The sequence below is a fragment of the Edaphovirga cremea genome, from assembly GCF_003332275.1.
GTDB classification, from domain to species: domain Bacteria; phylum Pseudomonadota; class Gammaproteobacteria; order Enterobacterales; family Enterobacteriaceae; genus Edaphovirga; species Edaphovirga cremea.
On record NZ_QOVA01000021.1, the window covers coordinates 26,596 to 51,729 of the forward strand.

23 protein-coding genes and 1 pseudogene are annotated in these 25,134 nt (G+C 52.3%); 8 read left to right on the top strand and 16 right to left on the bottom strand.

Annotation, left to right across the window (positions count from 1 at the left end; translation table 11 throughout):
• Positions 1 to 2 precede the first annotated feature (2 nt).
• The 12 genes from holB to yceD all read right to left on the bottom strand — a co-directional run bounded on the left by holB (position 3) and on the right by yceD (position 9,763).
• Positions 3 to 995: a DNA polymerase III subunit delta' gene (holB, locus tag DRI82_RS19430; protein WP_114195568.1), complete on the bottom strand. Its 993-nt coding sequence runs from the start codon at positions 993 to 995 to the stop codon at positions 3 to 5.
• A complete protein-coding gene (tmk, locus tag DRI82_RS19435) occupies positions 995 to 1,633 on the bottom strand; it encodes a dTMP kinase (protein WP_114195569.1) in 639 nt (212 codons plus the stop codon). Before tmk ends, holB begins: the two co-directional genes overlap by 1 nt.
• The gene (mltG, locus tag DRI82_RS19440) at positions 1,623 to 2,648 is read right to left on the bottom strand and encodes an endolytic transglycosylase MltG (protein WP_114195570.1); all 1,026 of its coding nucleotides are present in this window, start codon (positions 2,646 to 2,648) and stop codon (positions 1,623 to 1,625) included. Before mltG ends, tmk begins: the two co-directional genes overlap by 11 nt.
• 14 nt (positions 2,649 to 2,662) lie before the next feature.
• Positions 2,663 to 3,475 carry an aminodeoxychorismate lyase gene (gene pabC / locus DRI82_RS19445; RefSeq protein ID WP_114195571.1) on the bottom strand — a complete coding sequence of 271 codons (813 nt, stop codon included), beginning with the start codon at positions 3,473 to 3,475 and terminating at the stop codon, positions 2,663 to 2,665.
• A 117-nt stretch (positions 3,476 to 3,592) separates the two neighbouring features.
• Positions 3,593 to 4,834 carry a beta-ketoacyl-ACP synthase II gene (fabF, locus tag DRI82_RS19450; protein WP_114195572.1) on the bottom strand — a complete coding sequence of 414 codons (1,242 nt, stop codon included), beginning with the start codon at positions 4,832 to 4,834 and terminating at the stop codon, positions 3,593 to 3,595.
• Positions 4,835 to 4,917: 83 nt separating this feature from the next.
• On the bottom strand, positions 4,918 to 5,163 hold the full coding sequence (gene acpP, locus DRI82_RS19455; RefSeq protein ID WP_114195573.1) for an acyl carrier protein: 246 nt from the start codon (positions 5,161 to 5,163) through the stop codon (positions 4,918 to 4,920).
• 153 nt (positions 5,164 to 5,316) lie between these two features.
• Positions 5,317 to 6,051: a 3-oxoacyl-ACP reductase FabG gene (fabG, locus tag DRI82_RS19460; RefSeq protein WP_114195574.1), complete on the bottom strand. Its 735-nt coding sequence runs from the start codon at positions 6,049 to 6,051 to the stop codon at positions 5,317 to 5,319.
• Positions 6,052 to 6,062: 11 nt separating this feature from the next.
• Positions 6,063 to 6,992: an ACP S-malonyltransferase gene (fabD, locus tag DRI82_RS19465; protein ID WP_114195575.1), complete on the bottom strand. Its 930-nt coding sequence runs from the start codon at positions 6,990 to 6,992 to the stop codon at positions 6,063 to 6,065.
• 38 nt (positions 6,993 to 7,030) lie between these two features.
• Positions 7,031 to 7,984 (bottom strand): beta-ketoacyl-ACP synthase III, encoded by a 954-nt coding sequence (locus DRI82_RS19470; protein WP_114195576.1) that lies wholly within the window; start codon positions 7,982 to 7,984, stop codon positions 7,031 to 7,033.
• Positions 7,985 to 7,990: 6 nt separating this feature from the next.
• Positions 7,991 to 9,025 (bottom strand): phosphate acyltransferase PlsX, encoded by a 1,035-nt coding sequence (plsX, locus tag DRI82_RS19475; protein ID WP_114195577.1) that lies wholly within the window; start codon positions 9,023 to 9,025, stop codon positions 7,991 to 7,993.
• A gap of 33 nt (positions 9,026 to 9,058) precedes the next feature.
• The gene (gene rpmF, locus DRI82_RS19480; RefSeq protein ID WP_114195578.1) at positions 9,059 to 9,226 is read right to left on the bottom strand and encodes a 50S ribosomal protein L32; all 168 of its coding nucleotides are present in this window, start codon (positions 9,224 to 9,226) and stop codon (positions 9,059 to 9,061) included.
• 12 nt (positions 9,227 to 9,238) lie between these two features.
• A complete protein-coding gene (gene yceD, locus DRI82_RS19485) occupies positions 9,239 to 9,763 on the bottom strand; it encodes a 23S rRNA accumulation protein YceD (protein ID WP_114195579.1) in 525 nt (174 codons plus the stop codon).
• 159 nt (positions 9,764 to 9,922) lie between these two features.
• Here yceD and DRI82_RS19490 point away from each other — a divergent pair, with 159 nt between their 5' ends.
• Positions 9,923 to 10,519, top strand: a complete 597-nt coding sequence (locus DRI82_RS19490; RefSeq protein ID WP_114195602.1) for a Maf family protein — start codon at positions 9,923 to 9,925, stop codon at positions 10,517 to 10,519.
• A gap of 65 nt (positions 10,520 to 10,584) precedes the next feature.
• Here DRI82_RS19490 and rluC read toward each other — a convergent pair whose 3' ends face one another.
• On the bottom strand, positions 10,585 to 11,547 hold the full coding sequence (rluC, locus tag DRI82_RS19495) for a 23S rRNA pseudouridine(955/2504/2580) synthase RluC (protein WP_114195580.1): 963 nt from the start codon (positions 11,545 to 11,547) through the stop codon (positions 10,585 to 10,587).
• Positions 11,548 to 12,119: 572 nt separating this feature from the next.
• On the opposite strand from rluC, the gene rne reads away from it, so the two are divergent.
• Positions 12,120 to 15,707 (top strand): ribonuclease E, encoded by a 3,588-nt coding sequence (rne, locus tag DRI82_RS19505; protein WP_211317690.1) that lies wholly within the window; start codon positions 12,120 to 12,122, stop codon positions 15,705 to 15,707.
• 97 nt (positions 15,708 to 15,804) lie between these two features.
• Here rne and DRI82_RS19510 read toward each other — a convergent pair whose 3' ends face one another.
• Positions 15,805 to 16,092 (bottom strand): putative quinol monooxygenase, encoded by a 288-nt coding sequence (locus DRI82_RS19510; protein WP_114195582.1) that lies wholly within the window; start codon positions 16,090 to 16,092, stop codon positions 15,805 to 15,807.
• Positions 16,093 to 16,304: 212 nt separating this feature from the next.
• On the opposite strand from DRI82_RS19510, the gene pyrC reads away from it, so the two are divergent.
• The 6 genes from pyrC (at position 16,305) to DRI82_RS19540 (ending at position 20,751) form a co-directional block, all read left to right on the top strand.
• Complete coding sequence (gene pyrC / locus DRI82_RS19515) at positions 16,305 to 17,354, top strand: dihydroorotase (RefSeq protein ID WP_114195583.1); 1,050 nt, start codon at positions 16,305 to 16,307, stop codon at positions 17,352 to 17,354.
• 108 nt (positions 17,355 to 17,462) lie between these two features.
• Entirely contained in the window at positions 17,463 to 17,708 is a 246-nt protein-coding gene (gene dinI, locus DRI82_RS19520) for a DNA damage-inducible protein I (protein ID WP_114195584.1), read from the top strand.
• Between the two features lie 320 nt (positions 17,709 to 18,028).
• Positions 18,029 to 18,283, top strand: coding sequence for a biofilm formation regulator BssS (gene bssS, locus DRI82_RS19525; RefSeq protein WP_114195585.1), 255 nt, complete (start codon positions 18,029 to 18,031; stop codon positions 18,281 to 18,283).
• A gap of 202 nt (positions 18,284 to 18,485) precedes the next feature.
• A complete protein-coding gene (gene solA / locus DRI82_RS19530) occupies positions 18,486 to 19,601 on the top strand; it encodes an N-methyl-L-tryptophan oxidase (RefSeq protein ID WP_114195586.1) in 1,116 nt (371 codons plus the stop codon).
• 246 nt (positions 19,602 to 19,847) lie between these two features.
• Positions 19,848 to 20,477 (top strand): LuxR C-terminal-related transcriptional regulator, encoded by a 630-nt coding sequence (locus tag DRI82_RS19535; RefSeq protein WP_114195587.1) that lies wholly within the window; start codon positions 19,848 to 19,850, stop codon positions 20,475 to 20,477.
• A 148-nt stretch (positions 20,478 to 20,625) separates the two neighbouring features.
• Positions 20,626 to 20,751 carry a DUF2770 family protein gene (locus DRI82_RS19540; protein ID WP_114195588.1) on the top strand — a complete coding sequence of 42 codons (126 nt, stop codon included), beginning with the start codon at positions 20,626 to 20,628 and terminating at the stop codon, positions 20,749 to 20,751.
• Positions 20,752 to 20,798: 47 nt separating this feature from the next.
• On the opposite strand, the gene DRI82_RS19545 is transcribed toward DRI82_RS19540, so the two are convergent.
• Entirely contained in the window at positions 20,799 to 21,836 is a 1,038-nt protein-coding gene (locus tag DRI82_RS19545) for an AI-2E family transporter (protein WP_114195589.1), read from the bottom strand.
• A 192-nt stretch (positions 21,837 to 22,028) separates the two neighbouring features.
• Positions 22,029 to 25,127: pseudogene (locus DRI82_RS19550) on the bottom strand (efflux RND transporter permease subunit).
• Positions 25,128 to 25,134: the final 7 nt, after the last annotated feature.

Here is a 25,134-nt window from a genome sequence, read left to right on the forward strand (position 1 = left end):
AATTAGTGACTGGCGGCAGCGCTGAAGGATTGTTCCCAATGCAGCAACTGCTCCGTTAAAATAAGTTCCCGGTTCACCCCGACAATCGACAACAGCCTCTGGCGGCAATGCAGCCAGGATTGCATACCCGATTGCAGCGCTTCACTGCTCAGGCTCTGCGCCAGATGGGCGATCAGCGGTTGCTGGTCGTGATTGAGCATATATTGCCCCGCCCCCTGCTGCCATTTAATGGCGTCGAGCAATAATGTGCACAACCAGTGTAGACGCTCACCGACATCATCGTGATTCAATTGCGGTAACAGCGACAGAATATCCTGCTGGCGCAGCGCCTCGCCCAGTTGAATGCACAACTGGCTACGCTGGCGCCAGCGTTCGGGTTGCAGTAATTTCAGCGCCGCCAGTGGTGCGCCATTCGACAGACGCAAAGCGGTGCGTATACTCCCGGTGTCCGTCGGCAATTGGCGATTAATCCACTGGCTGGTCGGCGCTTCGTCCGGGCTGTGCAGATGCCAGTAAAAACACCGGCTGCGCAACGTCGCCAGCAACCGGGAGGGCTCCTGACAACCGATGAGAAAGTAGGTTTTCTCCGGCGGCTCCTCCAGCGTTTTCAGCAGGGCGTTGGCAGCCGCTTCGGTTAACAACTCCGCCTGCGCCAGCCACACCACTTTTGCCCCACCCTGTTGCGCATGGGTATACAGCTTTTCGACGACTTGCCGCACGGCATCAACACCCAGGCTGGCTTTGCCTTTTTCCGGTGCCAGCACATGCCAGTCGGGATGGTTCCCCGCCAACATCAGCCGACAGCTATGGCACTGGCCGCAGCTCTTCTCTCCCTGCGGCTGTTGGCACAGCAACCAACGGCTCAGGCCGTAAATCAGTGCATCATCACCATTTCCAGCGCTAGCATGCAGCAACAGGGCGTGATGACCCCGCCCGTTCTGATACTGTTCAATCAGTTGACGATAAGGACCGTTGAGCCACGGGTACCAGTTCATCAGCGCGGTTCCTTATCCTTCAGCCACTGTTGCAGCGTCGAGATGATATCCGCCGTGACACCTTGCAAATCTTGCGAGGCATCAATCGTTTTTATGCGGCTATCGGCGGCGGCCAGCGACAAATAACGTTCGCGGGTGCGTTCGAAGAAGGCAAGCGACTCCTGCTCAATGCGGTCCAGTTCGCCACGCTGACGTGCGCGCTGCAAACCAATTGCTGGCGAAAGATCGAGATACAACGTCAGGTCAGGACGAAAATCCCCGAGAACCGTATCACGCAGCGACATCATCATCTTGCTGTCGATTCCCCGGCCTCCGCCCTGATAGGCCTGCGACGAGAGGTCATGACGATCGCCCACCACCCACGCGCCTCGCGCCAATGCGGGTTTGATAATCGTCTCGACCAGTTGCACGCGCGCGGCGTAGAGCATCAGCACTTCCGCTTTGTCGGTGAGTTTCTCGCCCTCAACGCCCTGCTTAATCAAATCGCGCAGTTTCTCCGCCAGCGGCGTTCCCCCCGGCTCGCGGGTAAAGACGATCTCTTTCACCCCGAAATCGCGCAACGTATTCACCACAGTGTCACGTGCGGTGGTTTTACCGGCCCCTTCAAGCCCTTCAATAACGATGAAATTACTTTTCATTCTTGTTTTTCAAAACCTCACGGTAGGCGCGTACCGCCTTGTTGTGATTCTCAAGGTTGGTACTGAATGTGTGGCCGCCCTTTCCGTCAGCAACGAAATAGAGATAGGACGTTTTTGCCGGATGCGCTGCGGCCTCAATGGATGCAAGGCCCGGCATGGCAATTGGCGTTGGCGGCAGGCCCGATATCACATAGGTGTTGTAGGGCGTGGCCGTTTCCAAATCTTTTTTGCTGATATTGCCAATGTATGCGTCGCCCATGCCATAAATAACCGTAGGATCTGTTTGCATACGCATTCCGATTCTCAATCGATTTATGAACACGGAGGCAACTTTACTGCGTTCGTCGTTGATCGCCGTCTCTTTTTCGATGATCGATGCCATCGTCAGCATATCCTCCACGGTCTTGTAAGGCAGCGAAGGCGCACGCCCCTGCCAAATCTGATCAACGGCTTTTTGCATGCGTTGGTTAGCGCGCTTCAGCAGTGACAGATCCGTGTTACCGGCGGTGTAGAGATAGGTATCTGGATAAAACCAGCCTTCCAGCGGCGCTTTCTCATCCAGACCCAGCGCGACCGCAATCTCTGACTCACTCTTTCCGGCCAGCGAGTGCTTCATGTATTGCGCCTGTTGCAATGCCACAAGCCAGTCACGCAAGCGGGAACCTTCAACGAAGCGGATGGAAAATTGCGCCTCTTTGCCACTTTTCAGCAGCTTCAGCATCTCTTGCACCGTCATGCCCGGCGTAAAGCGGTAAGTCCCGGCCTTGAATTGCGCGAGTTCCGGTTCGATGCGCAGCAGCCAGGGGAAAAGATAGCTGTCATCGATAATCTGCTCTTTTATCAACAACGTCTCAAGGGCGACCCGCCCGGTTCCCGCTGGCAACGTGAATATTTTTTCCTGTTTGATCGTCAAGGGACGATCGGCGTATTTCTCTACCTGTTGATAGCCAAACAGCAGGGCACCGAGCACGATAATCATCAGGATCGAAACGATCTTCAATGTTTTTTTTGTCATTAAACAGCCATCTATTAGCAATGTTGACGCAAGAAGTCGTACAACTCCCTTGAGCCATAAGTCCATGTAGCAGCGCGAATAACAGGCAATACTGGCATCAATGCATTGCAGATCAGTACTTCATCTGCATCAGCCAAAGCGTCAGGCGCGGCAGCGACCACGGCAATCTGGTAATCCGATTGCCTCAGCAGCCTGATAATGTGCTGCCTCATGATGCCATCAACGCCCGCCTGCGTTAAATCGGGTGTAAAAACCTGCTTCCCCTTGCGCCAGAATAAATTAGCCGCACAGCATTCCACCAGCACGCCTGAGGTGTCAAGCACCAGCGCCTCGTCAGCCGTTGTCTGGTCAAGGTGCAGGCGGATCAACACTTGCTCCAGTCGGTTGAGATGCTTTACGCCCGCCAGCAGAGGATTACGCGCTAAGGCGATAGGACTCAACGCCAGCGTGGCACCCTGTTCAGCAAGTGCAAGGTAGTGCTGCGGATAAGCTGATGTTGCCACAATGCGGTTGGGCGAATCACACCCTGCCGCACTGTAGCCTCGACCGCCACTCCCGCGGGTGATCGTGGCTTTGACCACGCCATCACCAACTGATTCCGCGGCAAACTGCATCTCGCTTGATAATTCTGCCCAGGCTATCTCAGGCATCAGCAGGCGCTGCGCAGCCGAGTGTAAACGACGGAGGTGATCGTCCAACCTGAGGATTTTTCCTTCCGCCGCCCGCGCGGTGGTGAAACAGCCGTCACCAAATTGCACCGCCCGATCGCTGACCGCGATCAGTGACTGTTCAACGCCGTTTATCCAATACCTGTTGATCTTATGCATCGCCACGCTATCCCGTTAAGACCCTGTTTTAGTGCTGCAAGGGGATGATTTTCAGCAAATAAAAAAGCCCGGAGAGTGAACCGGGCCCTTTTATTTTCTGCATTGGCGCGCTGACAGCTAAACCCTGCGGAATACCAACGAACCGTTGGTTCCACCGAAGCCAAATGAATTACACAATGTATATTCCAGGTCTGTCACCTGGCGCGCTTCATGCGGAACGAAGTCCAGATCGCACCCTTCATCCGGATTATCCAGATTAATGGTAGGAGGGACCACCTGATCACGCAATGCCAGGATGCTGAAGATCGACTCAACCGCACCCGCGGCACCCAACAGGTGACCCGTCATGGATTTTGTTGAACTGACCATCACGCGCTGGGCATAATTGCCAAAGACAGACTTCACGGCCTGTGTTTCGGCTTTATCACCCGCTGGCGTAGACGTTCCGTGTGCGTTGATGTAGCCAATCTGCTCAACGGAAAGCCCTGCGTCACGCAGCGCATTTTTCATTGCGGATGCGGCACCAGCACCATCTTCTGGTGGAGATGTCATGTGGTACGCATCGCTGCTCATGCCGAAACCGATCACTTCAGCATAAATTTTTGCACCGCGTTTTTTAGCATGCTCGTACTCTTCAAGTACCATGATACCGGCACCGTCGCCCAAAACGAACCCATCGCGATCTTTGTCCCACGGACGGCTTGCCGCTTGTGGATTATCGTTACGGGTTGAGAGCGCCCGGGCAGCACCGAAGCCACCGACGCCCAATGGGGTACTCGCTTTTTCTGCCCCACCTGCCAACATAATGTCCGCATCATCATAAGCAATAATACGGGCTGCATGGCCGATATTGTGCACACCTGATGTACAGGCTGTCGCAATTGAAATACTGGGGCCGCGCAAACCATACATGATGCTTAAATGACCCGCGATCATGTTGACGATGGTGGAAGGAACAAAGAAAGGACTGATTTTCCGTGGTCCGCCGTTGACCAGCGAGCTATGGTTTTCTTCAATCAGACCAAGGCCACCAATGCCGGAACCGATAGCGGCACCGAAACGACAGGCGTTTTCGTCAGTGACCTCAATTCCCGAATCCTGCATTGCCTGGATACCGGCAACAATTCCATATTGTATGAAGGCATCCATTTTGCGAGCATCTTTACGCGAAATGAACTCTTCACAGTTAAAATCCTTTACTAAGCCAGCAAAACGCGTTGCATAGGCACTAGTATCGAAATGGTCGATCAGGCTGATGCCACTCTGACCGGCAAGAAGAGCGCTCCAAGTGGACTCTACTGTATTGCCGACAGGAGACAACATGCCAAGTCCGGTCACAACAACTCGACGCTTAGACACGTTTGTCCTCCAGGGAGGGGTAAATAGGACATCTGGAATAAAAAACTTAGGCGGTCGAATGACCGCCTAGATATGTTCGCTTATTACTTCTGATTCTGATGCGCATTGATAAAATCAATGGCGATTTGAACAGTAGTGATTTTCTCAGCTTCTTCGTCTGGAATCTCAGTATCAAACTCTTCTTCCAGAGCCATTACCAGCTCAACGGTGTCAAGAGAATCAGCGCCCAGGTCATCAACAAAAGAAGAGCTGTTCTTAACTTCTTCTTCGCTTACGCCAAGCTGTTCAATGATGATTTTCTTAACACGTTCTTCGATACTAGTGCTCATACTCTTAAATTTCCTATCAAAACTCGCTTTCGCGATGGTTTTCGTAGTGTATAAAATGTTGAAAAAGATGCAACTAAATCCCGGCTGGTCAAACCACGATTTTATTCTATTTTGCGGGTTTTACCTCAAACAACGCAAATAGTTTCGTGATTTTTAAATCATATACATGCCGCCATTGACATGTAACGTTTCACCGGTAATGTAGCCGGCCTCGTCTGAGGCTAAAAAAGCAACGGCACTGGCGATTTCTTTGGCAGTGCCAAGCCGGTTGGCTGGAACTTGCGTCAAAATGCCAGCACGTTGATCATCTGTCAACGCCTGTGTCATGTCCGTTTCAATAAAGCCAGGAGCCACGACGTTGACAGTAATGCCACGGGAAGCAATTTCCCGTGCCAAAGACTTACTAAAGCCAATCAGGCCAGCTTTAGCCGCCGCGTAGTTCGCCTGTCCTGCATTCCCCATCGTTCCGATAACAGAACCGATGGTGATGATCCGGCCAAACCGCTTTTTCATCATAGCGCGCATTACCGCCTTTGACAGGCGGAATACCGAAGTCAGGTTCGTGTCAATAATGTCTTGCCACTCATCATCCTTCATACGCATAAGAATGTTATCACGAGTGATACCTGCATTATTGACCAGAATATCAATTTCGCCAAATTCAGCTCGGATCGAGTTTAAAACTGATTCAATCGAGGCAGAATCTACCACGTTCAGCATTAAACCTTTACCCTTTTCGCCCAGGTAAGCACTGATTGCCTCAGCCCCTTTCTCACTGGTCGCGGTACCAATCACAAAGGCACCGCGTGCGACCAATGTCTCTGCGATAGCACGTCCTATACCGCGGCTTGCACCCGTAACCAGTGCGATTTTTCCTTCAAAGCTCATGGTTTTCCTCTTTATTGCTCAAGCGCCGCTGACAGGCTGGCAGAATCATTCACTGCTGCCGCTGCCATGGTGTCAACAATACGTTTGGCCAAGCCGGTCAGCACTTTACCTGGCCCAACCTCATATAACTGTGCAACGCCCTGTCCGGCCATGAATTCAACGCTTTCCGTCCAGCGCACCGGGCTATAAAGCTGGCGCACCAGCGCACTGCGGATCGCCTCCGGGGACGTTTCAATTTTTACGTCGACGTTATTCACTACCGGCAACGCCGGTGCATTGAATGTAATCTTCTCAAGTGCCATAGCCAGCTTGTCAGCAGCCGGTTTCATCAACGCACAGTGGGACGGAACGCTGACAGGCAACGGTAACGCCCGTTTTGCCCCGGCAGCCTTACAGGCTGCGCCTGCACGCTCTACGGCCTCTTTATTCCCGGCAATAACCACCTGTCCCGGAGAATTGAAGTTCACGGGAGAAACCACCTGCCCTTGCTCAGACTCTTTACAGGCTTTGGCGATGGCGTCGTTATCCAAACCGATAATCGCGGACATCGCGCCAGTGCCTTCAGGAACAGCTTCCTGCATCAATTTACCACGCAATTCCACCAGACTGATGGCTTGCTTGAAATCCAGCACGCCAGCACAGACCAGTGCAGAATACTCACCCAGACTGTGACCCGCCAGCATGGCAGGCATTTTGCTGCCCTGTTGCTGCCAAACGCGCCATATCGCCACAGAAGCGGCCAAAAGGGCCGGTTGGGTCTGCCAGGTCTTGTTCAGTTCTTCAGCCGGGCCTTGCTGGACGAGAGCCCACAAGTCATAGCCCAGCGCGTCAGAAGCTTCGGCAAATGTCTCTTCAACTATCGGGTACTGTGCAGCCAAATCGGCCAGCATTCCCAGCGCCTGGGAACCTTGCCCAGGGAAAACCATTGCAAATTGGGTCATTGTTTTTTCCAGTCCAATTAAAGTTTTTTCCTGTCCAATCAAAAACGAACCAGCGCCGAGCCCCAGGTAAAACCGCCGCCAAATGCTTCAAGCAGCACTAATTGCCCGCGCTGAATACGGCCATCACGCACCGCTTCATCCAACGCAGCAGGAACAGACGCGGCTGACGTATTGCCGTGACGATCCAATGTGATCACCACTTTTTCCATGCCCATGCCTAATTTTTTAGCCGTTGCGCTGATAATGCGCAGGTTGGCCTGGTGCGGAACCAGCCAGTCCAACTGGGAACGGTCAAGATTATTGGCTTGCAGGGTCTCATCAACGATGTGGGCGAGTTCAGTCACCGCCACTTTAAACACTTCGTTGCCGGCCATCGTGAGATAAGACGGCTTTTCAGCATCCAGGCGATCGGGATAGGGCAACGTCAGCAGCTCGCCATAGCGGCCATCCGCATGCAGGTGGGTTGAGAGGATGCCTTGCTCTTCTGACGCGCCGAGCACCACCGCGCCCGAGCCATCGCCAAACAGAATCACTGTACCGCGATCTTCAGGATCGAGGGTACGCGCCAGGGTATCGGAACCGATCACCAACGCATAACGTACAGCACCATTTTTAATGTATTGATCGGCCACGCTCAGCGCGTAAGTGAATCCGGCGCATGCGGCGGCCAAATCGAAGGCAGCACAATCTTTGATACCCAGCTTTTGCTGAATCTGACAGGCAGAACTGGGGAAAGCATGGGTAGATGAGGTGGTCGCAACGATGATCAGACCAATCTCCTCAACAGAGACGCCCGCCATTTCCAGCGCTTTCTCTGCCGCATGCAGGCCCATCGTGGCCACATTTTCGTCAGGTCCGGCAATTCGGCGTTCGCGAATGCCCGTCCGGGTGACAATCCACTCGTCCGAAGTTTCTACCATTTTTTCCAGATCGGCGTTAGTACGCACTTGTACGGGCAGATAACTCCCCGTACCGAGAATCTTAGTATACATGTAAGATCAGTCACTCTTGGGTAATACAGCCTCAAGGCGCGCGGCAATCCTTTCAGGGAGCTGCCGCTGCACCGCCTGCACAGCCTGTTCGATAGCGACAGCAAACGCACGTTGGTTCGCTGCGCCGTGGCTTTTGATAACGGTGCCCCGTAATCCTAACAGACATGCGCCATTATACTGGTCGGGGTTCAGATGGCCGAACCGTTTTGCCACTCGTTTCTGCAGCCATCGCCCCAAAAGTTTCATCCACCAGGAGCGCTTTTTCCCCTCACCAGAGGGTTTCAGCAGTGACAAAAAGAGCCTTATCACACCTTCCATGGTTTTAAGGGTAACGTTACCCACGAAGCCGTCACACACCATAACATCGGTCTTGCCTGTCAACAGGTCATTGCCTTCAAGATAGCCGATATAATTTATCGTTGGCGTTTTTTTTAGTACGGCGGCAGCTTCGCGGATAGTGTCGAGGCCCTTGGTCTCTTCTTCCCCGATATTCAGCAAAGCAACACGTGGATTGCTGATACCCAGTACTTCTTCAGCCACCACGGATCCCATGACGGCAAACTGAATCAGCATCGTACTGTCGCAGTCGACGTTCGCCCCCAAATCCAGGACCACGGTTTTTCCACGCTGCTGATGCGGCAATACCGTCATCAACGCGGGCCGCTCAATCCCTTCAAGGGGTTTGAGCATCAATTTCGCCAATCCCATCAGCGCACCGGTATTCCCGGCACTGACACACGCCTGTGCGTCGCCCTGTTTGATCAACTCCAGCGCAACGCGCATGGAACTGCCCCGGCTGGCACGGATTGCCTGCGACAGTTTGGCGTCGCCGGCGATAACCGACTCGGCAGGAATCACCCGTAATCTTTCCAACAGGGAAGGATCGGCTTTGTTCAAAAAGGGTTGGATGGCGTCAGGAAACCCGACCAGAAGAAGAGTGAGTTTTTTATTGGAGGCCAGTGCCTGCAATGAAGCAGGCACTGTGACGGATGGACCGAAATCCCCGCCCATTGCATCTAACGCAAGGGTTAGATGTGCCAAGTTATCGCCTTGCTAAAAATTAGCAAATACTACTCAGCCGATAACTTTGCGACCGCGGTAGAAACCGTCGGCAGTGATGTGGTGACGACGGTGAGTTTCACCAGAAGTTTTGTCCACGGAAAGAGTGGTGGTAGTCAGTGCATCATGAGAACGACGCATGCCACGTTTGGAACGGGTTGGTTTATTCTGTTGTACGGCCATGGACCTTACTCCTCAATTACTTTTCTTTAAACTGGCTAATACGGCAAATGGGTTTGGTTTTTCCGCCTCTTCAGGCAATTTACCAAAGACCATGTCCGCGTCGGACACTTCACAGTGTTCAGAATCATGTACCGGAACAACCGGCAGCGAAAGAATAATTTCGTCTTCTATCATTGCCAACAGATCGACTTCGCCAAAACCATCGACTTCGACCGGTTCGTAAGCTTCCGGTAATGCCTCAGCCTGTTCATCACTGACAACCGGGCTGAAACAATATGTTGTGTGAACCTGATGCTCAAAGGTTTTCCCACAGCGCTGGCACATCAACGTTACCGTGACGTCCGAAGAGCCGGAGATTACCGCCAGTCGCTGGTTGTCGATATTAAACGACAAGGAGCTCTGGACATCGCTATCCACACTGACCACGGATTCGGCAACTCGTGTAACCTGATCAGGCGTATAGACTCCAATGTAGTCCAAACGTTTCTGGGCAGTACGAACCGCATCAACGGTCAAGGGTAATTTTACCTTTTGCATAGGGCGCGCATATTAACTTTGTAACGACATAGAGTCAAAGAAAAAGGCCGTAAAACCGCACCTTTCACCAATATTCGCTTCCACAGCGGCGGACAGTTTAAAATGCCGCATTCATTTTCGCCATGGTTTGTGAAAAAAAATATGAACAGAGCTGTTTTTATGAACAAAGTTGTTTTAGCCTCCACATCACCCTATCGCCGCGCCTTGCTCGACAAGCTCGGGATCCCTTTCAGCCATGCGGCTCCCGAAGTCGATGAATCAACCCAACCGGGTGAAGACGCACGCCAGTTGGTGATGCGGCTGGCAGAGGCCAAAGCCAGGGCGCTGGCAGCACGTTTCCCCGACCACCTGATTATCGGTTCCGATCAGGTTTGCGTCATCAACGGGCAGATTACCGGCAAGCCCCACACGACTGAAAACGCGGTAAGGCAACTGCAGCAAGCCAGCGGGCAATGCGTGACATTTTATACCGGTCTGGCATTGCTTAACAGCGCCAACCAGCGCGTCAACGTTATCTGTGAGTCTTTTGATGTGTGGTTCAGAACCCTGACCGACGAGGAAATCCGCGGCTATATCAGGATTGAACAACCGCTGAATTGTGCGGGAAGCTTTATGTGCGAAGGGCTGGGGATTGCCCTGTTCGACAAACTCAGCGGGCGCGATCCCAATACCCTGATCGGTTTGCCGTTGATTGCCCTGCTGGAGATGCTACGCGCAGAAGGTATCAATCCGCTGCTCGCCAACGCCGCTGATTAAGCCCGCCGGGATCGGGAGAGGGCTTGCGCAGACGCCCTCTTTTTTCTTTTTCATGCCCGCACAGATTACTGCGGCTTGGCATCTTTGCGCAGCATTTGCAGGCAGTAGCGCAATTGGGTATCCAACGGTGCCTCGATGCGCACGGTTTCGCCGGTATTCGGGTGCTCAAAACGCAGCGCCGCCGCATGCAGGAACAGACGCTTCAGGCCGGTGCCGCGCAATTGCTGGTCGAACTCGCGATCGCCATAACGGTCGTCAAAGGCGATTGGATGGCCCGCGTGCTGGGCATGAACGCGGATCTGATGGGTACGCCCGGTCACCGGACTGGCCTTCACCAGCGTCGCATGCTCAAAGCGCTCTTCCACTTTAAAACGCGTTTCTGACGGTTTGCCTTCGCTGTTAACCCGCACAATACGTTCACCGCTTTGCAGGATATTTTTCAGCAACGGTGCCTGAACGACCTTGCAGTGCGACTGCCACTGGCCACGCACCAGCGCCAGATAATCCTTTTGCATCCCTTTCAGGCGCAGTTGCTCATGCAGCGAACGCAGCGCGGAGCGCTTTTTCGCCACCAGCAGCACGCCCGAGGTATCGCGATCGAGGCGATGCACCAGCTCAAGGAAACGCGCATCCGGGCGCAGCGCACGCAGCCCCTCAATCACGCCAAAACTCAATCCACTGCCGCCGTGAACCGCGGTACCCGATGGCTTGTTCAGAATCAGCAGGTAATCATCTTCATAGAGAATATACGCTTCCAGCGCGGCGACTTTGTCCAGCTTGGCGGAGACGGCGTTATCTTCACGTTCTGCGACGCGAACGGGCGGAATACGCACCTGATCGCCCTCTTCGAGCTTGTATTCCGGCTTAATGCGCTTTTTGTTAACCCGCACTTCGCCTTTGCGCACGATGCGATAAATCATGCTTTTTGGTACGCCTTTAAGTTGCGTACGCAAAAAGTTGTCGATGCGCTGACCCGCCTGATCGGCAGAAATAGCGACTATTTGTACTGTGGGATTCTCTGTTTTCATGGCTGGCGATTCTAAATATCAGACACGATTCGCGCCACTGATTTTTATGTGCTTAACTAAATGTTAGCTATCAGAAGATATCGTTTTCCTGCTCTTTCTGCTTAATATCGCAGCAATTCAGCCAGTAACGAATCTGCAGACATAAGATTCTTTGTCTGCGCGGGTAAAGTCACCTTGCTATCACCCTGTCAGCAATGGAATAATGCATTCACTTTCCGCATTAATCTCATTTAGACAGGGTAAATTGCGGAATTTTAAACTTTGCCTGATAGCACAAAAACGCAGCAATGGCGTAAGACGTAATGTGAAATCAAGTAATTAGCGGGCTGCGGGTTGCAGCTTGGCCGGCAAATGGAATGTGATCTGTCGTCGTAGTTCAGAGGCTATTCCCTTATAAAAAGCGCTGTTTTTCACAAAGAAAACCAGGCTTACCGAAATAATGCGCCCCTATGCAGGCGACAACCGGGAGGTTGACGACTTTGCGAGAAGACTCGGGGCCAACGGTTACTCCGGTCACGAGGTTATTTTGCCCGCAGCTCTAATGATAATGCGAAAATAACGAGTAAGTTAAGATGAAAAGAATGTTGATTAACGCAACTCAGCAGGAAGAGTTGCGTGTCGCCCTTGTGGATGGACAGCGGTTGTATGACCTGGATATTGAAAGCCCAGGCCATGAACAGAAGAAAGCCAATATCTATAAAGGTAAAATCACCCGAATCGAACCCAGCCTTGAAGCAGCCTTCGTTGATTACGGCGCTGAAAGACATGGTTTCCTCCCCCTCAAAGAAATCGCTCGCGAATATTTCCCCAGTAATTACTCCTCCCACGGTCGCCCGAACATCAAAGACGTTTTGCGCGAAGGTCAGGAAGTTATTGTCCAGGTCGATAAAGAAGAGCGCGGCAACAAAGGTGCTGCACTCACTACATTTATCAGTCTGGCGGGGAGCTATCTGGTTCTGATGCCCAACAACCCGCGCGCTGGCGGTATCTCGCGCCGGATTGAAGGTGACGACCGTACCGAGTTGAAAGAAGCGCTTTCCTCACTTCAATTGCCTGATGGCATGGGTTTGATTGTCCGTACTGCGGGCGTAGGCAAGTCTGCCGATGCACTGCAATGGGACCTCTCATTCCGCCTCAAGCACTGGGATGCGATCAAGAAAGCCGCTGAAGGCCGCCCTGCCCCGTTCCTGATTCATCAGGAAAGCAACGTGATTGTCCGTGCTTTCCGTGATTATCTGCGTCCGGACATTGGCGAGATTCTGATTGATAACCCGAAAGTCCTCGATCTGGCCAGAGAGCATATTGCTGCGCTGGGCCGTCCGGATTTCAGCAGTAAAATAAAACTGTATAGCGGCGAAATTCCGTTATTCAGCCACTATCAGATTGAGTCCCAGATTGAGTCCGCCTTCCAGCGCGAAGTGCGCCTGCCGTCGGGTGGCTCCATCGTTATTGATACCACAGAAGCGTTGACCGCCATTGATATCAACTCCGCCCGCGCTACCCGTGGCGGTGATATCGAAGAAACCGCGTTCAATACCAACCTTGAAGCTGCCGATGAAATCGCTCGCCAACTGCGCTTGCGCGACCTGGGTGGTTTGATTGTCATCGACTACATCGATATGACGCCGGTTCGCCATCAGCGCGAAGTGGAAAACCGTCTTCGCGATGCCGTTCGTCAGGACCGTGCCCGCATCCAGATTGGCCGGATTTCACGTTTTGGCCTGCTGGAGATGTCACGTCAGCGCCTCAGCCCATCACTGGGTGAATCCAGTCACCATGTCTGTCCGCGTTGCGGCGGCACCGGGACTATCCGTGATAATGAATCCCTGTCGCTCTCCATTCTGCGCCTGATTGAAGAAGAAGCGCTGAAAGAGAACACCAAAGAAGTCCACGCCATTGTGCCGGTACAGATTGCATCGTACCTGCTTAACGAGAAGCGTGAGTCGGTGAATGCGATTGAAAAACGTCAGGGCGGTGTGCGTGCCATCATCGTGCCAAACGATCAGATGCATACCCCGCACTACTCGGTTTTACGCGTGCGTAAAGGCGAAGAAACACCAACGCTGAGCTACCTGCTGCCGCAATTGCATGAAGCTGAGATGGCGCAACCGTCGGAAGATGCACCTGCAGAACGCAAGCGCCCTGAGCAACCGGCTCTTGCCACCTTTGCGCTGTCCGATGACACGCCTCCGCCAGCCTTTGAACAGCCCGATGCCGAACCTCAGCCCGTGGCGGCTCCTCCGGTTCAGGAGAAAGCACCAGCAGGACCAGGTCTGGTCAGCCGTTTCTTGAGTGGCCTGAAAAATCTGTTTGCCTCTGAGCCACAGCCTGAAGCAAAACCGGCAGAAGAAGTTGAAGTCAAACCGGAAGCCAGTGAAACCCGTCGTAACGACCGCCGTAATCCACGCCGCCAGAACAACAACCGCAAGGATCGTAATGGCGATCGCAGGCAACGTGACGATCGTGAACCGCGTGAAAACCGTGAGCCGCGCGAAAGCCGTGAACCTCGCGACAATCGTGAGCCACGTGAGAACCGTGAACCGCGTGAAAATCGCGAGCCACGTGAAGATCAGCGTCGTAATAAGCGTCCGGTAGAGGACGTTGCAGCAGAGCCTCGCAGTGAAGAAGCTGAAAAGGCATTGCGCGAAGAGCAGCAACAGCGCCGTGAACAGCGTGCTGAGCGCCAGCGTCGCCGTCAGGAAGAGAAGCGTAAAAATCCTGAAGTGCAAGAACCGGCAGTGCAGGAAGCCGTACTTGAAGTCGCTGGTGATGACGGTGATGCAGAAGAGCGTCAACATCAGGTGATGGTCCGTCGTGAACGCCGTCCTATGAGCAAGAAGGTCCGCCTGACTGCTGAAGAACGCGCCAACGATTTGGTCACTGAAAATACGTCTGTTTCTGCACCGTCTGTCGCAATGCAGTCCATTGCCGCGCCAGTGTCATTGCCAGCGGTTACCGCTGTGGCGTTGCCTGCCGTTCAGGTCGAACAGCCTGCACAGTATGCCGCACCGGCACAGCCTGAGGATGATTCGCGCGCTAACGGTGAGAATGGCATGCCTCGCCGCTCACGTCGTTCACCGCGCCACTTGCGTGTCAGTGGTCAGCGTCGTCGTCGTTATCGCGATGAGCGTTATCCGTCACAGTCTCCGGTTCAGCTTGCAGGCGCATTTGCGTCACCAGAAATGGCCTCAGGCAAAGTGTGGATCAGCTACCCGGTTGCGCAGAACGGTCAACATGACGACCAACCTTTTGTCGACGTGGAAACTATCGCCCAGCAGGAAGAGTTACTGGCCGCCGCCTCACTGGCCGCTGCGCAGCAGTTAAGCGCTGCACAGTCCAAACCTGTTGCGGTCGAAGAGACTGTTTTTGCTCCAGCAGAACCTTCTGCTCCGGCTGAAACCGTTGCCCCTGCTGAAACAGCAGAGACATCGGTAGAAACAGTAGATGCGGAAGTTGCAAAAACGCCAGCCGTAGAAACGCCCGTTGCAGAAGTAAAACCGCAACCCGCGATTGAGCCAGAACCTGCCGCTGAGACTGTTTTTATTAACACTGACGTTGTTAACACTGATGTTGTTAACGCAGATGTTGTTGAGGCTACTGTCGTTGAAACTGATGTTGTCGAAACTGATGTTGTTGAAACTGACATTGCTGAAACACCAGCAGCGGCAGAATCCTCAACGGTAGAAGCAGCGGCGGTCGAAACGCCTGTAGAACAGACTGAAGTGGCTGAGCAAATCGTTGAACACGAAGAAGTTAACGTGCAAACGCAAGCCGACATTGCAGAAGCTGATGCCCATGAAACCGTCGCAGAGACTGTTGAAGCAGCGGAAGAAGCCAAGGTTGAAGCAGCGGAAGACGTACCGGCTGATTCAGTCGCAGCAGTTGAAACCGCCGAAGCGGTAGAAGACGTCGCTGTGGCTAAAGACGCTGTCGTTGCGCAGGAGATTGATGCGAAACCTGCTACGCCTGGCCTACTGTACAAACATCATGCAGCGGCCCCGATGACCAAGGCACCGGCACCGGTTTACGTTTCTGAACCCAAGGCTCAAAGCGATTGGCAGCGTCCGTCGTATGACTTTGACGGCAAAGGCTCCGCAGGCGGCCACGCGGCAGTGAATACTGCATCGGCTCCAGCAACCAAGCCGAATCCTGTCGAGTAGTTTGCCTTCAGCACTGAAAAACCCGCCAAAAATCGGCGGGTTTTTTATCGCTTTCAACCAAGGTTGGTTATACGCTCACGTGTGCAAATAACTCTTTTCAGGCGATCAGCTTGAGTTTCTTGATATCCAGTATGTCCAGTTTGCCTTCCAGTTGTTTGGCAAAGCGAGCAAAGTGTTCACTGGCGTTATGCTTCTCCAGTGCTTCAGTCGACGTCCAGCGCTCAAAGAACACAAACGACGCCGTGGTTTCGCTCTCCCGATGCAAATCATATTGCAAACACCCCATTTCAAGACGGCTAGGCTCGATAATTTCGTGGACGGCTGCGGAAACATCGTCGATAAACTCAGGTTTTGCAGTCAAACTGGCTACAACACGAACTTCCATAATAATACTCCCATTGAACGATAGTGACTGGCCGACAAGAAACGTCGACCAAAAAAACTGATGCCCACACTATGCCGCTAACGACACCTCAATTTCAACTTGGGATTAACAAACAGATGCATCAAAAGTGCTTTACGCTTATTCTTACTCCCCGCCAGAAACACGCCTGTTGATAAAGGCCGCCCTCTCATTCAATGCCGGAGTTTTGTTTAATGACCTCACATGCCCAAGTTCTGAGAATCCGCCGACCTGATGATTGGCATATCCATCTGCGTGATGACGATATGCTGAAAACGGTCGTACCTTTTACCAGCGAGGTTTTTGGCCGGGCGATTGTGATGCCAAACCTGGTTCCACCGATCGCTACCGTGGCGCAGGCCGTGGCTTACCGCGAGCGAATTTTAGCCGCCGTACCCGCCGGGCATAATTTCACGCCGCTGATGACCTGCTATCTGACTGACTCGCTGGACGTCAACGAACTGGCCCGTGGTTTCGAAGAGGGTGTATTTACCGCCGCCAAGCTCTATCCCGCCAATGCGACCACCAATTCAACGCATGGCGTAACGCATGTCCCGTCTATCTATCCACTGTTCGAGCGGATGCAAACCCTGGGTATGCCGCTGCTGATCCATGGCGAAGTCACCCACACAGAGGTGGATATTTTCGATCGTGAAGCACGTTTTATTGATGAGGTGATGGATCCGATTCGCCGTCATTTCCCTGAGCTGAAAATCGTTTTTGAACACGTCACTACCAAAGAAGCGGCGCAATATGTGCAAAGTGGCGATCGTTACCTCGCCGCCACCATTACCCCGCAGCATTTGATGTTCAACCGTAACCATATGCTGGTCGGCGGGGTTCGTCCGCACCTGTTCTGCCTGCCTATACTGAAACGCAATATCCACCAGCAGGCGCTGCGCGAAGCCGTCGCCAGTGGTTCAGACCGTTTCTTCCTTGGCACCGACTCCGCGCCGCATACGCGTCTGCGCAAAGAGTCGAGCTGCGGTTGTGCCGGTGTTTTCAATGCACCGCTGGCAATTCCGGCCTATGCAACCGTGTTTGAAGAGCTTAATGCGTTGCAGCATTTCGAAGCCTTCACGTCCCTTAACGGCCCGCGTTTCTACGATCTGCCAGTCAATGAGGATTTCATCGAATTGGTGCGCAAACCGGTCACGCAGCCTGAAGAAATCGCGATCGGGGACGAATCGGTTGTGCCTTTCCTTGCTGGTCAGGAACTGAACTGGTCAGTCAGTAAAGTCTGATTTGGTCTTGGGCGCGCAAGCGCCCTTCCCATTCTTTTCATTTGCCTCTTGAAGAGCGCATCAATAACCTGTATAAATATCCAGTAATACACAATTGCTGGAGCAATCATGCGTGTTGAAGTGACAATCGATAAAACCAAGCCTCTTCCCGTGGGTGCCATTGAAGCCCTTACCGGTGAGCTGAATAAACGCATCACTAAACAGTTTCCAGATATTCCTGTTCAGGTTCAGGTCCGCTATGCGGGTGCCAACAACCTTTCCGTCCTGGGTGGCGCGAAAACAGATAAAGATATTATTGAAGAAATCTTACAAGAAACGTGGGAAAGCGCGGACGATTGGTTTGTGACTGATTAACCACTGAGATGTAACTTTTGCCGGGCGTCGCTTCCCGGCTTTTTTATCCCTGCACACTTTTGGTTCGTTCAGGGCCGCCATCGCCATAAACATCATATCCATACTAATTATAGTGTTAAGCACTTTTAATACGTAATTGCCGCGAAAACCTTCTATCCCTGAACAATAATTAAACAAATTATTGTTTTTTTGTGTAAATATTTTGATTCTCTTTAAAAATAACTTTTAAAACGCTTATACTGAAATTGCTCATTAAATAAAGAGCCGCATTGATCCTCAGCAAGTCACTCACGTTAGTCACTGCAAGATAAGGGGTCTATATGGACAGAAAAGATGAAGTTATTCAGACACACCCGCTAGTAGGTTGGGATATCAGCACTGTCGATGTCTATGATGCCATGATGATCCGTCTTCATTACCTGTCTTCTACAGATCAACCGCCGGAAGAGGCGCAGGTAGACAGAACCCTATGGTTGACTACTGATGTTGCAAGACAATTTATCTCAATATTAGAAGCTGGCATTGCAAAAATTGAATCAACCGAGTACCAGGATCTTGATCGACGTAAACACTAGGCTCACCGGTTATATCTCTTAAAGGCACCGTTAACACCGGGTGCCTTTTTGCTTTTTAATGCCCGTCAAAACATTTTTAGCGACCGTTAACCTACTATTTCCCCTGAATCGCGGGGGATACAGTGACAGCGATTGCCATCAGCAGGTAATCATCTTTATCATGAATACATCACCGGATAAAACCGCGAGGAGCCAATAAAAGATGGATTATGATTTAATTGTTGTCGGGAGCGGTTCAGTAGGCTCTGCGGCAGGATACTATGCGACACAAGCTGGCCTGCGGGTATTGATGATCGACAGCGCCATGCCTCCCCATCAGGCGGCAAGTCACCACGGCGAAACCCGAATCATTCGTCACGCGTATGGCGAAGGCGAACGTTATGTACCAATGGTGCTGCGGGCGCAACAACTGTGGAATGAACTTGATGCGCTAACGGAAGAACAGTTATTCCATCAGTGTGGCGTGCTGAATATTGGTCATCGCCATTCAGAGTTTATCTGTAACGTGCAAGAGAGTGCGCAAAAATTTGCCTTGAATGTTCAGTCTCTGGATGCCGCGCAGGTCGAAGAGAAGTGGCCGGTATTTACGCTGCCAGAAGATTTTGTCGGCATTTTCGAACCTCAGTCCGGTTTCTTGCAGTGCGAGAAAGCCATCAAGACACTGATCACCCTCGCCAGAGAAGCCGGATGCGCTCAATTGTTCAACTGCGCTGTCACCGATATCACGGATGACGGCACGCAAGTCAGTGTGACCACGCCGGAAGGAATCTATACGGCGCGCAAAGTGGCGGTCACTGCCGGAACCTGGGTGAAAGCACTCTTCCCTGAGCTCCCCGTACAACCGGTGCGCAAAGTGTTCTCGTGGCATCAGGCCGACGGACGTTACAGTGAGGAAAACCATTTCCCGGCGTTTACAGCCGAGACATCTGATGATGATCAATTCTATGGTTTTCCGGCTGGGAAAGACGGCCTGAAACTGGGCAAACACAATGGGGGTCAAGCCATTGAACGGCCTGAACAACGCAAAGCCTTTGGTCGCGTAGCCAGTGATGGAACCGAAGTTTTCAATTTCCTGCGCAATTTCCTGCCGGGTATAGGCGGATGTCTGCGTGGCGCAGCCTGCACTTACGATCTCACCTCCGATGAAGATTTTATCATTGATACCCTTCCGGAGCGGGTAAATACGCTGATTATTACCGGGTTAAGTGGTCATGGTTTTAAATTCTCTACCGTGCTCGGCGAAATCGTCACGCAATTTGCCCAAGACAAAGAGAGCAGCTTCGATTTGAGCCCTTTCCGTCTCAGCCGTTTTAAGTGATCTTATTTACCACCTGCATTCTCTATTCCCTAACTCAAAAGTTGTAGCCTGATAATTGTCAGGCTACAAACAAATCGACATATTAAATACTTCATAAAGAACCATTTACCGTAAATATATATTCGTAAAAACGCACATTTCTTTCCTTTCTTTTCCGAATTGACACCATAAGCGCAACCTTTTATTTTGCAGATTCGAAAGTCTCCGGGATATGGCTATCGATTCAATTTAATACAAGGAGGTCTAATGCGTGTATTAATGGTTGATGAATGCAATTACACTTGTCTCGGCGCAAGTTGTTTTCTCAATGATATCAAAAATATAGATATGGAACATAAGCTTAGCATTGAAAGTGCCAAGCCGTTTTTAAAAGAATTCTGTCCTGATATTATTCTTTTAAACTTGAGCAATTACTGTCATCAGGTTGATGAGTGTCATGTTCTCAAAGAGTTCATTACCGCCAGTCAACGCGCAAGACTTTATATCTATATTGATTTGCCCTACCCCATCACAAACCAACCTATTATGTTAACGGAGCGAGTTTTTATCTTGAATAAAAATCTGTTACCGGCTGTTTTGACGCAATTACGCAATACGGTTCCATCCAACTTTCCATTATACATTCCCGATATCGAGCATAATCTCTTCACGTTACAAGAATTGGCCATTATTTCATTATGGATGAATGAAGTGCCCAATTACCGTATTGCCAAAAAATTGGCAATCAGTGGCCGAACGGTCTATGTCCATAAACGGCACATCACTGAGAAAACGGCGGTGCGTAACCGACTGGAATTTTGCTTCTTATATAATGTTCTCAAATACTTCCTGCCAGTACCCGTAACCAACCCTTCATTCAGCCTGTTGCCCCTCTGACACTGCCCCGCGTTGAAAACGCCAAGGTTTACTGAAAAGTAAACTCTGGCGTCAACGCAACTCCGAGGGCAGGCTTGTTAAAACAGGTGTCAAAGCCTTGTGATTAAAGATAAAATCGTCTTTCCCGTTCAAAACCCAAGGTTATAGGATGATCTTTAGGAAATTGATCTCCGCATTGATCAATAACGTTCGCATGCATTTGGCTATTTATCTGGTCTTGTGGGTGATTCTATTGATCCTGGATCTGTATTATATCTATATCTATCAAGAGTAAGCGGAAGTTGGCACGCGCCTTACGACGCAGCACTCGCCAGTGTCGATTTATACCCGAATCTTTCCATCGCCTAAAATAATGGCAAATTTTTGGCCCCCCTCCGTCTGTTCCAGCGCTATCTTCACGACAATCGTCAGTGGCACCGACAGCAGCATACCGATCGGCCCCATCAGCCATCCCCAGAATATCAATGACATGAAAACCACCAGCGTCGATAAACCCAATCCGCGGCCCATGACGCGCGGTTCAAGGATATTCCCAAACAGCAGATTGACCGCAATATAACCACACGCCACCGCAAGTCCCTCGGAAAAACCATTGAACAACAGCGCCTGAATAATAGCGGGCACGGCAGCAATGACCGATCCTATGTTTGGAATATAGTTCAGCGCGAAAGCCAGCATTCCCCAGAGAAAGGCGAAGCGGATACCAAGCAATGCCAGCATCACCCAGATCACCAGTCCGGTAACGACACTCACCACCGTTTTAATCACCAGATATTGGGTTACGCTGTCCAGCGCCCGTTGGATTGCTGACATCCCTTTTTTTGGTTCCTCAAGGGTTTGCTGGAGTTTATTGGGGATTTGCGGCACTTCAAACAGCATGAATACCACCGTCATCAGTAAGATAAATATCCCCATCAGCGCACCAGAAAGATGACTGAGCAAACGCGTGACGAAATTCATTGCGAGGCTGGGATCAAGGAGTTTGACCAGTTCTTCTGCGGAAATATCGATATTCACCCGATCCGCCGATTGTTGTAATTCGCGCAGTTTTTCAAACATCATGCCGCGATACTGCGGTAACGTGCGGGCAAAATCATTGAGCGTGGAGCCAAGCATAGTGATCAGCATCAGCATCATCATCACAATCAGGACAATAACCAGTGTGATTGCGATGCCACGCGGTACGCGCAGTTTGCCTAACAGAGTGATCAGCGGATTAAGGACAATTGCGAGAAACAGCGCCAAAATGAACGGGACAAGTATTTCCGAAGCCGCCTTCACCCCCGCCAGAATAACCACGATCATTCCCAGCATGATGGCGACCCTAAAGCCACTCGGCGTCACAATTGGTTTTGACATTTCCTTTCCTTGATCAACAGGCTACGCGCCCGAAAAGATATTCAGTGGAGATGATTTATCATGGTAATCAGTGTAGCGAGTTTCCCGCCCAATGACACGATTTACGCTATTTACGCTATTTACGCTATTCACATGAGCTGCGCACGACGCGCACGACATCTACAGCCATGCGCGTAATATTCGGCAGCAGCACTAGCGTGGTCTTTTCACCCACTCGCGCAGCCGTTGCATATGGAAATACAGCGCGGGAATAAACACGATGCCCACCGCTGTCGCCATCAATATGCCACCAAATACCGTAATCCCGATAATTTGCCGACTCAGCGCCCCCGCTCCCGTCGCCAAAACCAGAGGCAATACGCCGAGAATGAAGGAGATCGCCGTCATCATCACCGCGCGGAAGCGCTGTTTCGCCCCGTCCCGCGCCGCATCGAGAATCGTTGCGCCCTCTTCACGGCGCGCCTTGGAGAATTCCACAATAAGTATCGCGTTCTTGGCTGCCAAGCCTATCAGCAGTACCAAACCGATTTGCGCATACACATCGTTGGCAAAACCCATGGCGTGCAATCCCGCCACTGCGCCCGCAATGGCGAAGATCACTGAAAGCATCACCACCAGAGGAATGCTCCAGCTTTCGTACTGGGCGACCAGGAACAGATAGGCAAAAACCAGGGCGGCGACATAAATTAATAGCGCCTGATCCCCCGTCTGCTGTTCTTGCCAGGACATCCCGCTCCAGGCATAGCCATATCCCGGCGGCAGATGCTGGGCCAGGAGCGCTTCCATTGACTGCATCGCCTGCCCCTAACTCACGCCCTCTGCCGCGGAACCGCTCACCGCCACGGACGGGAACTGGTTAAAGTTGGCGATAAACGGCGCGCCCACTGACGGCGTCAGCGTCACCAGATTCGCCAGACTCACCAACGCCCCCGTCTCACTGCGCACATTGATCCGGCCAATCTGATCTGCCCGTTGGCGGAAGTCCATGTCGTTTTGCAACTGGACGTTGAACATCCGGTTATTGATGGTGAAATCACCCACGTTCATACCGCCCAATGACGTTTGCAGGGTCTGGAAAATGCGGCTGACGGGCACTTGCAACAGCGCGGCGCGATCCCTGTCCACGACCAGACTCACTTGCGGTACCGAGGCGCTGAAGGTGGTAAACACGCGGCTGAGTTGCGGATTTTGGTTGGCGGCAAAAATAATCCCCTGACTCACTTGCGCCAATGCTTGCGGCGACTGCCCTTCCAGCGCCTGAATCCGCAAATCAAAGCCGGAGGCGCTGCCCAGGCCGCTGATGGCTGGCGGGTTTATCGCCATGATCATCGCCGACGGGATCGCCGCGAGGTGAGCCTGAACATCGGCCAGAACCGTATCCACATGCTGACGTTCGCCCCAGGGCTTAAGATGCACGATCGCAAACCCGGCGTTGGTTGAACTCCCGCCGCTCAACAGGCTGAAGCCGGTAATTTTTATCACATCCTCTACCGCTGGATTCGCGGCAACCTGCTGATTCATTTGATCCATCACCTGCTGCGTGCGGTCCAGCGAGGCCCCGTCCGGCAGTTGCACATTGACGAAGAAATATCCCTGATCCTCATCCGGCAGGAACGCCGTCGGCAATTTGCTGTATCCGAACCAGGTGACAAATCCCACCAGCAGCAGCGCGATAACGCTGGTTATCGCACGTCGGCTGGCACGCATCGTGACATTGACATAACCATCGCGCAGGCGATCCAATCCGCCATTGAACCGGCCAAAAAATCCCTGCGTCGATAATGAGCGTCTTTTGAGCAGTGCCGCACAGAGTGCGGGCGACAGGGTCAATGCGTTGATACTCGAAAGAATGACTGCCGCCGAGAGGGTGACGGCAAATTGGCGATATAACTCCCCGGTAATTCCCGGCAGTACCGCAATCGGCACAAAAACGGCCATCAATACCAGCGTGGTGGCAATAATGGGACCCGCGATTTGCGTAATGGCCTGACGGGTTGCGGCGGCGGGCGTCAGCGTTTCATCCTGCGACATCAACCGCTCGACGTTTTCAACGACCACGATGGCGTCATCAACCACCACCGTCAATGCGAGAATAATCGCGAACAGGCTCAGCGTATTGGCTGAATAACCAAAGGCATACAGCACCGCGAACGTCCCCAGCAGTGCAACAGGAATGGTCAACGCGACAATGAATGTCGCCCTCAAACTTTGCAGGAACAGATAGACAACGATCAGTACAACGCTGAGCGTCAATACCAGCGCAATGGTAATTTCTTCCAGCGTGGCGGTGACGGAGGTGGTTGAATCGAATTTGATTTCATAAACCATGTCTTCAGGAAATGATTGCGACAGGCGCGCCATCTCCTGACGCACAGCAGAAGCGACGTTGAGCGCATTGGCGCCCGGCGTGGGATAAACCACCAAAAAGGCGGACTCAATCTGGTTCAGGGTAGAATTGACCTGATAATTCTGCGCCCCCAGTTCCACCCGCGCCACATCACCAATCCGCACCATACCGCCCTGAGTGTTGGTTCGCACCACCACATTCGCGAACTCTCGCGGATCCTGCAATCGCCCCTGACCGCTGATGGTCAAGGTTTGTTGCTGCTGCGAGGGATTGGGCGGCGAACCAATCTGCCCTGCGGCGGCCTGCACGTTCTGTTGCTGCAACGCCTGAACGAGGTCTTGCACGCTGACATTCAGCGCTTCCATCTTTTGCGGGTCGAGCCAAACGCGCATGCTGAAGTCACGGGCACCAAATACTTGAACGTCGCCAACGCCATCAATACGGGCGATAGCATCACGCAGTTGAATGCTGGTGTAGTTACTGAGAAACAGATTACTGTGCGAGCCTTTCGGCGATAGAATACTGACCCCAAGCAGAATGTTTGATGCCCGTTTGCGCACCGACACGCCATTGTTGTTCACCTCCGCCGGAAGCTGGGCGCTGACCTGCGAGATGCGGTTCTGTACCTCGACCGCCGCCATATCCGGATCGGTGCCGCTGGCAAAAGTGATATTGAGCTGATATCCGCCATTGTTCGAACTGTTGGATTCCATATACAGCATGTGGCTGACGCCGTTGACCTGCGCTTCGATGGGCGACGCCACCGCTTCGGCCACGTCACGGGCGCTGGCGCCGGGATAAATCGCGCTAACCGATACCACTGGCGGGGTGATATCCGGGTATTGCTCAACCGGTATCACTTTCAGCGCGACTATTCCAACCAGCGTAATCACCAGAGCAATGACAATGGCGAATTTCGGTCGGCGAATGAAGAAATGCAGCATCGGTATT

Bases quoted from the DNA above. Each gene is read 5' to 3' on its own strand.
- bssS (WP_114195585.1), top strand. From the start codon at position 18,029: ATGGACAGAAAAGATGAAGTTATTCAGACACACCCGCTAGTAGGTTGG.
- fabG (WP_114195574.1), bottom strand. From the start codon at position 6,051: ATGAGCTTTGAAGGAAAAATCGCACTGGTTACGGGTGCAAGCCGCGGT.
- DRI82_RS19470 (WP_114195576.1), bottom strand. From the start codon at position 7,984: ATGTATACTAAGATTCTCGGTACGGGGAGTTATCTGCCCGTACAAGTG.
- pabC (WP_114195571.1), bottom strand. From the start codon at position 3,475: ATGCATAAGATCAACAGGTATTGGATAAACGGCGTTGAACAGTCACTG.
- DRI82_RS19535 (WP_114195587.1), top strand. From the start codon at position 19,848: ATGCGTGTATTAATGGTTGATGAATGCAATTACACTTGTCTCGGCGCA.
- rne (WP_211317690.1), top strand. From the start codon at position 12,120: ATGAAAAGAATGTTGATTAACGCAACTCAGCAGGAAGAGTTGCGTGTC.
- DRI82_RS19545 (WP_114195589.1), bottom strand. From the start codon at position 21,836: ATGTCAAAACCAATTGTGACGCCGAGTGGCTTTAGGGTCGCCATCATG.
- pyrC (WP_114195583.1), top strand. From the start codon at position 16,305: ATGACCTCACATGCCCAAGTTCTGAGAATCCGCCGACCTGATGATTGG.
- solA (WP_114195586.1), top strand. From the start codon at position 18,486: ATGGATTATGATTTAATTGTTGTCGGGAGCGGTTCAGTAGGCTCTGCG.
- DRI82_RS19490 (WP_114195602.1), top strand. From the start codon at position 9,923: ATGAACAAAGTTGTTTTAGCCTCCACATCACCCTATCGCCGCGCCTTG.
- tmk (WP_114195569.1), bottom strand. From the start codon at position 1,633: ATGAAAAGTAATTTCATCGTTATTGAAGGGCTTGAAGGGGCCGGTAAA.
- fabD (WP_114195575.1), bottom strand. From the start codon at position 6,992: ATGACCCAATTTGCAATGGTTTTCCCTGGGCAAGGTTCCCAGGCGCTG.
- holB (WP_114195568.1), bottom strand. From the start codon at position 995: ATGAACTGGTACCCGTGGCTCAACGGTCCTTATCGTCAACTGATTGAA.
- rpmF (WP_114195578.1), bottom strand. From the start codon at position 9,226: ATGGCCGTACAACAGAATAAACCAACCCGTTCCAAACGTGGCATGCGT.
- acpP (WP_114195573.1), bottom strand. From the start codon at position 5,163: ATGAGCACTAGTATCGAAGAACGTGTTAAGAAAATCATCATTGAACAG.
- dinI (WP_114195584.1), top strand. From the start codon at position 17,463: ATGCGTGTTGAAGTGACAATCGATAAAACCAAGCCTCTTCCCGTGGGT.
- rluC (WP_114195580.1), bottom strand. From the start codon at position 11,547: ATGAAAACAGAGAATCCCACAGTACAAATAGTCGCTATTTCTGCCGAT.
- mltG (WP_114195570.1), bottom strand. From the start codon at position 2,648: ATGACAAAAAAAACATTGAAGATCGTTTCGATCCTGATGATTATCGTG.
- DRI82_RS19540 (WP_114195588.1), top strand. From the start codon at position 20,626: ATGATCTTTAGGAAATTGATCTCCGCATTGATCAATAACGTTCGCATG.
- yceD (WP_114195579.1), bottom strand. From the start codon at position 9,763: ATGCAAAAGGTAAAATTACCCTTGACCGTTGATGCGGTTCGTACTGCC.
- DRI82_RS19510 (WP_114195582.1), bottom strand. From the start codon at position 16,092: ATGGAAGTTCGTGTTGTAGCCAGTTTGACTGCAAAACCTGAGTTTATC.